Below are 11285 nucleotides of genomic sequence, written 5' to 3'. Positions count from 1 at the left end.
CCGCGGCCCGTGCCGGCATAGCGGCGGCAACCCATCCAAGGCTGATGGCGGCAAGCGAGTGGAAGGAAATTCTCATCATGGCGGTACTCACCAGCGCTTCGCGATCGAGAGGTCGATGAAGCGTCCCACCGGCGAATAGTTCGTCGAGTCGTACGGCATGTCGAACCCCACACTGGTGCTGATGACGTCCGGCCTGGCGTTCAGCAGATTCTGTACCGAGAGTGTGAAATCCATGTCCGAGAGAAGGCCGGTGCCCGCTCCCAATTGATGGCGCAGCGTCATATCCCACGTCGTCATGCCGCTGACTTTCGTAACCGTCGTTGTGCGCGCATCGGTGACGCCGCCGATATAGGTCACGAACGAGCTCACCGTGGTTTCGCCATTCTCCCAAGCGAAACCGGCGCGGCCGCGATAGTGCGGTGGATTGAACAGGCGGCCTGCGAGCTGCACGACCGGTTGCCGGCTGCTGAGCTGCTGCTTGCTGCGAATGAAACTGGCATTTGCGACCAGGTTCAGCGTACCGGCGCCGCGCAGATCCCACGGATAGCTCGTCGACAGGTCGAACCCATGCACCGTGAGATTCGCGGCGTTCAGGTTGCCGTTGTTGATGATCGCGATCACGTTTGCGGGATTGTATGGAACGGTGAGCGTGTTGCTGAATGTACCGCCCGCGATGGCCGCGGCCTTGTCGGCGTCGGTTGGAGCGAAATTTACCTGATCGCCATAGATCGGGTTTCTCAGCGCCTGCGCCGTGAAGGTAATCGGTGCGACGATGCGGTCCTTGTAGCGGACGTCGTAATAGCTCAGTTCAAACTTCGCTCCGTCGAGCACGCGAGGCTGGACAGAAATCGTCGCCGACCAGGTCGTCGCACGCTCGGACTCCAAGTCGGGATTACCTCCCGTGATCATTAGCGCGGTGGCAGTTGATGGATAGCCGACACCACCGCGGCTCGCGGCGCTGTACAGCGTGACGCCGCGCACATTGTAGAGCTGAAACAGGGTCGGCGTTCGGAACGACTTCCCCCAGGACGCTTTGAATTCGAAATCACGTGACGGCGCGTAGATGAGCCCCAGCTTGGGCGTCGCAACCTGATCGACGTCCGCATAGTCCTCGTACCGGATTGCGGCGCTGAAGTTCATTTCGCGTATGAAAGGGACATTCTGGCTGGCGCTGATCAACGGCAGACTGAGCTCCGCGACGCCGAAATAGGCGTTGGTGGTCGCATCGATCGGCGCTGCCGTCGACCGGATCGGAACCAGCCGGAATTGATTGCTACGATAGCCGGCACCGAGCGCGACCTTGGCGTCGCCCGCGGGCAAGGAGAAGAGCGGCCCATCCGCGGTGAGTTCGAGCGAGCGCGCATTGTTACAGTAGCAGGCGTAAATCGACTGGGCGAGACTCGCGGCCGCGTACTGATCGCTGCCGAAATGCGTTCGGTCGACGCCATACATTCCCGACATCGAGGCACGCCAGGCGTTTCCGAACGTATATTTCAGCGCCGGCGCGACCGCGTAGGATTCGACTTCGTAGTAGTAGCGCGCGCCGCTCAACATATAGTTCCCGGCGCTGTTCAGCGCATAGGTATTGTTGGTCCAGCGCTTGTTGTACATCGCGTCGAATTCGGCGACGAGGTCGGGCGCAATCTCCTGGTGCCCGGCGACGATCAGGTTGTGATGCTTCAGTTCCGGAAACAATGTCAGACCCGGCGAACGCGTCGCGGCGTAGGAACGCTGATCGGCCGTGATCGCCGTATCGTGTTCGAATTCATAGGCGGCCATGAATCCACCGCCGTCCCAGGTCTTGCCGCCGATCGCGCTATATTGCTGTTGGCGGTCGCCGCCGTCGGTGGCAAAGCCGTAGCGAGCCGACGCACCGAGACCATCATAGTCGCGCTTGAGCACGATGTTGGCGACGCCCGCGACGGCGTCCGACCCATACAGCGCCGAGGCACCGTCGGCGACGATCTCGATACGATCGACGGCGATGACTGGGATCGAAGAAATATCCACCGACTGCCGCGAACTGCTGTAGCTGAGGCGATGACCGTTCAACAATGTCAGCGTCGCATCGGAGCCGAGCCCGCGCAGATTGATGCTGGAAGCACCACCGAGATTGACGCCGCTGCCCGACGGGACGTTGAATCCGACGCCGGGATTCTGCCCGCCGCCGAAATTCTGCGGAATCGCTCGCACCACGTCGGCGAGACTGTTCTGCCCGGCATCGAGCATCTGCTTCTGATCCAATGAAATCACCGTCGAGGCGGTGGGGGCGCCACGAATATGGCTTCCTGTCACAACAACCTCCTCGCCCCTGCCTACCCCAGAGGGATTCGTCTGGCTGCTGGTTTCCTTATCTGAAGATCCCTCACTCGAGGACGAGCCCCCACCCACCGGAACGATGGTGATCGCCTGATCGCCGAGGACGCGATACGTGAGCCCCGTGCCATCCAGCAGCGCTCGCAACGCTTCATCGGTACTGAACTCGCCTTGCAGCGGACGGCTACGCAATGTACCGACAATCTCGGTTCGATAGAGCACCTGAAAGCCATGTTCCTTCGCCAACATTTCCAACGCCGGACCCAAGCCCTGGGCCTCAACGTGTGTCGAGCGTTTGATCTCGGCCCAGCTATCGGCCGCGAACGAAAAACCGACGACCGACAGTAACAGCACACCCACGCTTGCCGATTTCACGAGCACTCCCCGCCTTCTGAGTAGGCTTTGAATTACCGCCACCAACCACGACGGTGGCGTTTCAGCAAACATAGGGTGCTCGTCGACGAAGAATGGCTACCGTGAGATTGCAATTACCGAGCGCCGATCACGATGGTCGACTCCGTTTCCTCAACGCTCAACGCAGGTTGCTCGCGCAGAAACCGCACGAGCAGTGCCGGATCGGTCGAAGCGTATACGCCGCTGATCCGCATATCGGCCAGGGAAGGCTCGCCGATGACGAGCTGCCGCTCGTTGTGACGGTTGAACTCTTCCACCACATCGGCGAGCCTCGAGCCGGCGAACACCAATGAGCCCTGCGTCCACGCCGTGGCAGCGGCAACGTTCGTGGGCGAAGGTTGAGTTGTGCTGCGGTCATGGGTCTTCACCTGCTCACCCGCGGCCACAAATACTTGCGGCGCGGGGACATCGATAACAGACGGTCCGGACATCTGCGGCCGCAGACTGGCGGGCGAGCTGACGGCAACTCGTCCCTCCAGCACGGTGACTGTGGTCGCGCTCTGCTTGCGATCGACATCGAACACTGTACCGACTGCACGAACCGAGAAATCTCCGCTTCTGACGATGAACGGGCGCCTCGGACTTTTAGCCACTTTGAATAGCGCCTGTCCTTGTTGCAGCTCGATGTCGCGGGCATGCTCGGTAAAATGCACTTTGATGCGCGTACGCGAATTCAGCTGCACCCGACTGCCATCCGCAAGCACGATGCTTCGCTGCTCACCGATTCCGGTCGAATACGTGGGCTCACGCCACATTTGATATCCCACGGCCAAACCGATCGCCATGAACGCAATCGTCGCGGCCGCGACGAGGCCAACCCGCGCACGCGGTGGCGGCAACGAGCGGATGGGTGCCGCCCCCCCGGACTTGCCACTGAGCGTGACAATGTCAGCCCCCGCAGTCTGCGCCCGATCGATCAAGTCCGCGGAATTTGCAGTACGAGACGAATCTACCAGGGGCGCGTCATCCCAGATCTCGCTGATCTCGAGGTAGGCGCGCAAATGCTCGGGGGACTTGCGCACCCAGGCATCGAAGCGCTGTTTCCCGGCTGCGTCGACATCGCCCGCACGCATATCGATGAACCAATCGCAGGCTTCCTCATAGATCTGACTATTGAAGCCCGCGGACACGGTACGTTTGCTCATACCCGATCCCTCACTCCTTCTTCTCCAGCCGCTGCCGACAATGCAACAAGGCTTTCGCGAGGTACTTCTTGGCCATGGGCCGCGACACCCCGAACTGCTCCGCAATTTCCTCGATCGAGAAACCGTCGCGACGGTGCAGGACCAACGCGGCCTGCGCTCTTGGCGAGAGTTGGGTCAGCGCAAGCTCCAATTCCTCGACCCGCTGCTGGGTTTCAGCCTGTGCCGCCGGGTCGCTCTGCGGCATGGTCTGCACCTCAGCCAACACCTCGAGAATGTCCACGGCGCTGGTCTTTGCCTGCCGCAGGCGGTGCTGATAAAGCACATGATTGGCGAGTGCAAACACGTAGGCCTCGGGCATGCGAATACTCTCGTGATCCTCGACCCGCAGCAGTCGTAAGAAAACCTCCTGCACCAGATCCGCCGCATCCGCTGCGCTCCGTACGCGCGCCAACAGGAATCGGCGCAGCCGCTTCCCGTGCTGCGCCTCAACGGCTGCCACAAAGGCTTGCTTTTCTTCCAAAGTCACGCGCTGTCGCTCCACGGACATTCCGCTCCCTGAAGCCTAGGGTATTCGAAACGGAAAAATGGATACCTATCCGAATTGGGGTAGCCACAGACCTGGACGCCTCCCCCATGGCAAGAGGCGGCGGAAATAGCGCAGCGGATGATTCGCTTTGCGGGGGTAACCTTCCATGCCATCGCCCGCACCAGGCCTGCTTTCGGGGCGACCTCTGGCAATGGTCTCGATCACCGATGGGCAGCACCGACGGGTGCGCGACGCCCGGTGGCAATTACATTATTTGAGGATCAATCCCGCCTTGCCGCCGTCGCAGCCGAGTCGACTGTCGGCGTCACTTCCATCGAGTACAGCGCCCGATGAGTGAGGATGAACAACGTCTGACGATTCGCGCCACCAAAGATGAGCTGCAACGGACGTTCCGGCACCTCGATGCGTCCGAGCTCCTTGCGATCGGCGGCATAGACGAAGATCTGACCATTCGCGACGTAGACTCGACCGGCGGCATCGGTCACGACACTTTCGCCGCCACGTTCGGCGAACACTTCGAGATTCTGTAGGGCACCTGTTGGCCCGACGGTTGCGGAATAAGTCCGTGCCTCGGATCCGTTGCTCACGTAGAGCCGCGTTCCTGGCTTTGCAATAGCGAAACCGTACGTATCGAGTGAATGCGAGAATCGCCAGCCGCGATAGTCCGGCGGTCCTTGATGGAAAACGCGGAAGGCCGGCAGCACCAGACTCTTATCCGGCGACACATATTCGCGGGGTGCTCCCGGAGCAACCTCGCGAGCAAACAGCTCGGCAAGCGTAGTGAACTCGTCGCGTGCGGGGTCATACTGATCTCTGAACTCCCCATTGGCCCACCAGTTGACTGGCATCGCGATATCGGCGTTCGGATGCGAGCCCGCGGGTTGCGGTTCGAGGCGAGTGACAACACCATCCAGTCCCTGCGGATCGAGGCTATACACCGAAGCGTCATGGCCATCCGAAGACAGCACGAGCAGATGATCCGAACGATCCACGGCGAGATTGACGGGATCGAGCGAATGGCTGCTGACGATGCCCAGCCCGGTCTCCGCGGACCAGCTATGGATGCGCCGGAAGATGCGGTCGACGAAATACAGCGTGCCGCGCGAATCGACGATGCCGCCGCCCAGCGCCCCAAACCCTCCAACCAGCTTCTTCACCTCGCTTGCTCGCGGTGCAGTCCCCGCCACCGGCGCCACGCCTGGGCTGGAAACATCGAGACGCGCGAATTCCCGCTCACGGACGACGAGCCCGCTGGAAACATCTTCGATCGCATTCTCGAAGGGATATTTGCTGAGCCGGAGGAAGGTCGCGCAGTCATCGCCATCGCAAGTCGCGAAGCCGCTCTCGGCATTTACGTGAACGTTGCGAAAGCGTATGTCACGAACGTTGTAGAGTCGCACCGCTGCAGGGGCCGGCCCGAGCGTGCGCGTCACTCGATAGCCGTGATAATTGGCAATAAGGAGGTCTCGGGAATCGCGGATCTCGAGAGATACAGCATCCCTGCCCTCGCCATACTCTTCCTCCGTCTGTGGAGCGAGTAGCTCCCAGTTGGCGACGCGATTCAGCACGATCTCATTGCGCACGTGATGCTCGACGGAAATCTGGTAGACGTGCCCGGGTATGTTGGTGTCCGAGACGTACAGCCCCGCACTCGCGTAGGTGTTCGGGCTCCAGATGCCGTTGAAGGTTCCACCGCCGCCCCGCACCCACAGGCTCGGATACTGACCGTCCCAGCGTCGTGCGGGATCGGCATCGCCGCTGTGGTTGGCATTGTAGCCATTGGCTCTCACTCCGGTCGCGAGCGCCGGCCCGCCGTGGCCACCTTCGAATCTCACATCGTCGACGAGAGAGTTCTCACCTGCACTCCACAGCAGCGCGGTCGCGCGTGGATTGATACCGCCCGTGAACAATCCGACGCCGGAGACGATTGCGTCGCCGCCCTCGGCCGATTGAACCAACGCCTTCGGTCCACCGACTCCCTGATAAGCCGGCGTGTTGTCCGCGAGAGCAATTTGCGTGAGACTCGGATGTAAAGCGATCAACACCGAATCTGGCCGCAACCGAATCGTGTCGGTGACTTTGTAGACGCCAAGCGGCAGATAAACTGTTTTATGCGAGTCGATTGCGCGCTGCAGAGCCGCGGTGTCGTCTGCTTGCCCGTCCCCCACTACACCCGACTCGCGCGCGTTCGTCCACTGCGACACCGGTGGTAGCAATCGAATGGCGGATGCTTTGCGCTTCGGCAACCTGTCGACTGGCTCGATATTGGCCTCGGTTGCGACCTGGCCGAGCTGTCCGAGCGCCGGCACTGCCAGTCCGTGACTGAACGCAGTCACGCGATAGCTCCGCCCCTTACCGGCGACGGTTCGTTTGCTATCTCGAAATTCTGCGAACACCGGCGTGTCGCTCGCGAGCGCGTCATCGAAGCCAACCTGCGTATAGACATTGTTCTCATTGGAGATCACGACAGCGGCTCGTCTGACGCGCTCGAAGCGAACATCCTTGCCCCACAGCCAGTCGCCGTAACCCCGATCGATCTCGATACCCACGGGCACATCGCGCACCGAGACGTTGACCAACGTCAGCCCCGCTTCGTGCTCGCGGATCGCCGCACTCCTTTGGCCTTCGAAGGTCGAGTCGATCACCGTGAATGGCCAGGCCGGCGACGGCTTCTCCGTCACGATGCCGTAGCGGCCACCGAAAAAGCGCAGGTGCTGGACCACGTTACCGGCTTGATAGATGCCGGCAAAGCCCGAGCCCAGTCGAAAATCCATGTGGCTCAGGAAACCATGCTGGGCGATTCGAAACCGAATGCCCGTGGCCGCCGGATTGCCCGCACCGATCTCGATGTCGACATTGCTCATCGCCGAGTAAAACGTGCTGGGATTCGCGTCCCATAGCTTCGGATCGAACGGCACGACGGTCGGCGGCGGAAACGGCACGCGGGGCAATTCGATACGACCGATATCGCCTCGCGCGTTGTCTCCCCGCCGCGCACCGGTGAAGACCACCATGCTGCCGATGCCCGTCTGGAAGCCTGGCGTGTTGTCCCCGAGCAGGAGCGTCGGGCGCGTGCGTCCGGTACCCAGCAGGCGCACCGACGGCCATACCAGGATCGTGCGACTGATCCGGTAACGACCGGAGGGAAGAAATACGATGCCGCCGCCCGGCGACTCGGCGACTTTGTCGAGCGCGCGCTGGATGGCATCCGTGTCGTCGGCTCGGCCGTCACCCTTGCCCTGGACAGTGACTGCGCGCGGCTCGGTCGGCGCCACTTCGAAAACCGAGGTCGCGGCAAGCGCCGGCGATCTCGCCACAGTCAGCGCGGCAACGCATAACAGTGCGCACCCGATCCGACGTAGAGCCGTCACTGCGTATGCCTCTTCATCCATGGTCGTCATGCCGCACTCAGAAAGTTACAACAGGGTCGCGAGGGCTGCAGTCGCCTGCAGCCCTCGCGCGGTGCTAACGGCCAAGCTCGAAGCGCACGCCGAGTCGATACACACGACCGAGCATGTCGAACAGCGCGGGGTTGGCGAAATTCGGCACCCGCCCCGGCTCCTCGTCGAGCACATTGTCCACCTTGAAATACGCGGTCGCACCCGACCGGAGCTCGTACGATCCACCGACGTCGATGTAGAGAGCCCCATCCACGTGGTTGTTGTCGATGGTCGGCCGATTCACGGTCGAGACCGGGCAGGTGCCGGGCTGACATTCGATGTACTTGTTGCCCAACACACCATCGCTGATCCAGCGCTCCTGAATCAGGAACGAGAATTTGTCGGTCTCGTAGCTTTGGACGGCGAGCACTTTCCAGTCCGGAATGTTGCCGGTGTTTTCACCGGCACTGTCGGCCGGAATCGTGCCCGACAAGCCGTTGTCAGTCAGATATTCACTAACGTGTGTGGCCAGTGCGCGCACGGTGAAGGTCCCGGCCAGACCGAACAGCTGCGGCCAGCGATAGCTCGCTTCGATGTCGTAGCCGTCGGTCTCGATCGAGGCGAAATTGAACGACTGCACGTTGATGAAATTCGGCCCGTTCGGGTTGTTGAGATTGAATGAGTTGCAGGTCTGCGGCAGGGCGCCGCTGAAACAGAAGTTGACGATGTCGGCCGCGCTCAGGCTGGAGACCACGTCGTCGATCTTGATCTTGTAATAGTCCACCGACACGCTGAAATTCGGCAGCCACGACGGCTCGGCGAGCACGACACCGAACGAAGTGTTGCGGGCGATCTCCGGAGTGAGGGCGGGGTTGCCGACCACGTTCTGGATCGCGAGCACGTTGACGTTACGGAACGGATCCAGGAAGTTCGGCAGCGTCGTGGTGACGGGCGCGGCGAACAGTTCGGAGAGATTCGGCGCACGTACGTCGCGCGACGTGGTGGCGCGCAGGCGCAACCCATCGAGCGGAGTATCCCAAGTGCCGCCGACCTTCCAAACATCGATCGTCCCGGACGTGCTGTAGTCGGTCACGCGGTAGGCGGCGTTCAAGTTCGCGCGACCCGCGGCCTGCGTCTCGAATAGCGGCAGGTCGAACTCCAGATAGGCTTCCTTGACGCTGTACTCGCCCTCGCCATTTTTATAATTGCCTGCAAACCAGTTGTTGCCCGCGGTCAGCAGCACCGGATCCGCCGGATAGACGGAGCTGTAGGGCGTGCCCTCGATACCCGCTTGAGTATTGATGCCGTTGCCATAGGGATCGGCGCGGACGCGGTACTCTTCCTTGCGATATTCGACACCGAAGGCGAGCGCGAGCGGCCCCGCCCACAACTCGAACGGCGAGCCGGACACGTTGAAGCTGGCCACTTCCTGATTCTGTCGCGTCCGCTGATAGGGACCCTTCGAGGGCAGGATGTACTCCAGCGCCTGGGCCGATAGCGGCGTGCCGCCGAAGATGTTGATGGGAACGCAGCCATTCGCTCGTGCCGTCGCGTCGGCGCAAACGATACTGCCGTTCAACGTCGTCGCGTTGATCGCCTGGTCGAAGCGACGCGACAGCATGATGCTCTTGACATCGACATCGCTGAAGTTGACGCCATGCTCGTAGTAGCCATTGTAGTTCCAGTCCTTGCCGATCAGCGAGACACCGCCCATCGCGCCCAACACGAAACGATATTGACGGCGATCGGTGTACACCTGGCTGGGCGGCAGGATCGCGTTGCTGGTGCCAAACTGGAAACTGGTGATACCGGCATTCGCGCACATCGTCTGGACCGACGCCGGCAAATAGGCGTTGCTGCATTGGATCGTGAGGTTGGGACGAGCCATGCCGTTGATCGGCTGGTTGTGAGTCTGGACCTGCGCCAGGTTGGCCGTTAAATAGATTTCGTCGTCGTCCGCGAACTGGAAGCCGACGCGGCCGTAGCCGTTGACTCGTTCGAGATCGGACTGGAGTGAGCGGCCGGCGTCGACATTGCCGGAGACATCCCCACCGACGCAGAACCCCGGTAAGCAGCCATTGACGGTGCCCGCTGCGTTTCGTGCGGGTGTGCCGTTCGAGCCGTACTGAAACTGGAACGGATTGCCGTTCTGGTCGAAGGCAATGCCCTGCAACGGCCCCGCCGTGATCAGACCGTACTTGGTGTAGTTGTAGGGCTGCGCGTAGTCGATCACGTTGTACTGCGGCGAGCCGTCGTTCAGCACGTTGCGATTGACGAGCACCCGCTGCGTGAACCAGTCGCGACCGTTCGCGAGGCCGATACCCAACGGGCCCGGTCCCACGCCATCTTCGTCGTGATACTCGACGCTGCCCAGGACATGCAGGCGACCGTCGAAGAAGCTGCTGCCGGCCGCGAGCTGAGCGACGACTGTATCGTTGTCCTCATAGTTGGTCGTCGCGCCCTGGACGTTTGCTTTGATACCTTCGAAGCGCGTATTCGTGACGAAGTTCACGACGCCGCCGACCGCGTCGGAACCGTACGAGGAAGAGGCGCCGCCGTTGACCACGTCGACACGCTCGACCAGCAACTGCGGAAACATGCTCACGTCCACCACGCCAGTCACGTTCGCGCCGACCACACGCTGACCGTCGAGCAACGTCAGTGTGCGAATTGCCGTCAAACCGCGCAACGAGAACGAGCTCAAGCCCTGCTGTCCGCTGGACGTGCTGAACGTATTCACCTGCGTGCCAGTGGAGCCTTGCAACGAAGGCAGCTGCGCCACCGTGCTGAAGATGTTGGGCTGCGCATTGGCGACGACTGCGTCGGCAGTGATGACCGACGTCGGCGTCGGCGCGTTGTAGCCATCCGTCATGATGCGCGTACCGGTGACCATGATTTCCTCGAGCCCTACCCTGGCGTCACTGTTCTGCGGCTCGGGCGACGTCCCTTGCGCCTGTACTGCCAGCGGTATCAGCAGCCCGCAAGCCGCCAATGTCTGAAAGCCCGCCAACGTCCTCTTCACGGCGTTGGAAACGTCACTGCTATGATTGTTCGACATCGCTCCCCCTGTTTGATAGAACCTACTTTCCGTTCAACTCACTCAGCCCGCTGCTGTTTGAGATAGGCAATCACGTTGGCAACGTCCGCGTCGCTCGCCAGACCGGGAAACATCATCTTGCTACCGGGCACGAGCTGTTCCGGACCCTTGAGATATTGTTTGAGCGTCGCCTCGTCCCAGGTGAGGCCGGATCGCTTCATCGCGGCTGAATAGCGGTAACTCGGATAGGTGCCCGCGGCCCGGCCGACGACGCCGTTCAACACCGGGCCGACGCTGTTCTGAGCGTTCGCGCCAACGGCATGACATGCCGCACATTGCGCAAACACCGTGGCGCCCGCCGACACATCGCCATCGGCCGCGGCTCGAGACATCACTGCCAGCGCAGCCAGACCGGTGATCGCAACCAGTTTCACTTCGAACCTCCG

6 protein-coding genes are annotated in these 11285 nt (G+C 61.5%); all 6 read right to left on the bottom strand.

What is annotated here, in order from left to right:
- Positions 1 to 87: 87 nt before the first annotated feature.
- Positions 88 to 2691, bottom strand: a complete 2604-nt coding sequence (locus tag EKO19_RS29045) for a TonB-dependent receptor (RefSeq protein WP_175597238.1) — start codon at positions 2689 to 2691, stop codon at positions 88 to 90.
- A 113-nt stretch (positions 2692 to 2804) separates the two neighbouring features.
- The gene (locus EKO19_RS29040) at positions 2805 to 3875 is read right to left on the bottom strand and encodes a FecR family protein (RefSeq protein WP_129780877.1); all 1071 of its coding nucleotides are present in this window, start codon (positions 3873 to 3875) and stop codon (positions 2805 to 2807) included.
- A gap of 10 nt (positions 3876 to 3885) precedes the next feature.
- Positions 3886 to 4401 (bottom strand): RNA polymerase sigma factor, encoded by a 516-nt coding sequence (locus EKO19_RS29035; protein ID WP_157995484.1) that lies wholly within the window; start codon positions 4399 to 4401, stop codon positions 3886 to 3888.
- A gap of 281 nt (positions 4402 to 4682) precedes the next feature.
- Positions 4683 to 7814, bottom strand: a complete 3132-nt coding sequence (locus EKO19_RS29030) for a glycosyl hydrolase family 28-related protein (RefSeq protein ID WP_129780988.1) — start codon at positions 7812 to 7814, stop codon at positions 4683 to 4685.
- Positions 7815 to 7887: 73 nt separating this feature from the next.
- Positions 7888 to 10860 carry a TonB-dependent receptor plug domain-containing protein gene (locus EKO19_RS29025; RefSeq protein WP_129780875.1) on the bottom strand — a complete coding sequence of 991 codons (2973 nt, stop codon included), beginning with the start codon at positions 10858 to 10860 and terminating at the stop codon, positions 7888 to 7890.
- A 38-nt stretch (positions 10861 to 10898) separates the two neighbouring features.
- Complete coding sequence (locus EKO19_RS29020) at positions 10899 to 11273, bottom strand: c-type cytochrome (RefSeq protein ID WP_217705678.1); 375 nt, start codon at positions 11271 to 11273, stop codon at positions 10899 to 10901.
- Positions 11274 to 11285 lie beyond the last annotated feature (12 nt).

The organism is Peristeroidobacter soli, assembly GCF_004138485.1.
Taxonomy (GTDB): Bacteria; Pseudomonadota; Gammaproteobacteria; order Steroidobacterales; family Steroidobacteraceae; genus Steroidobacter; species Steroidobacter soli.
Note: the sequence above shows the minus strand (reverse complement) of the source record. Positions and strands in the feature narration are given on the sequence as shown.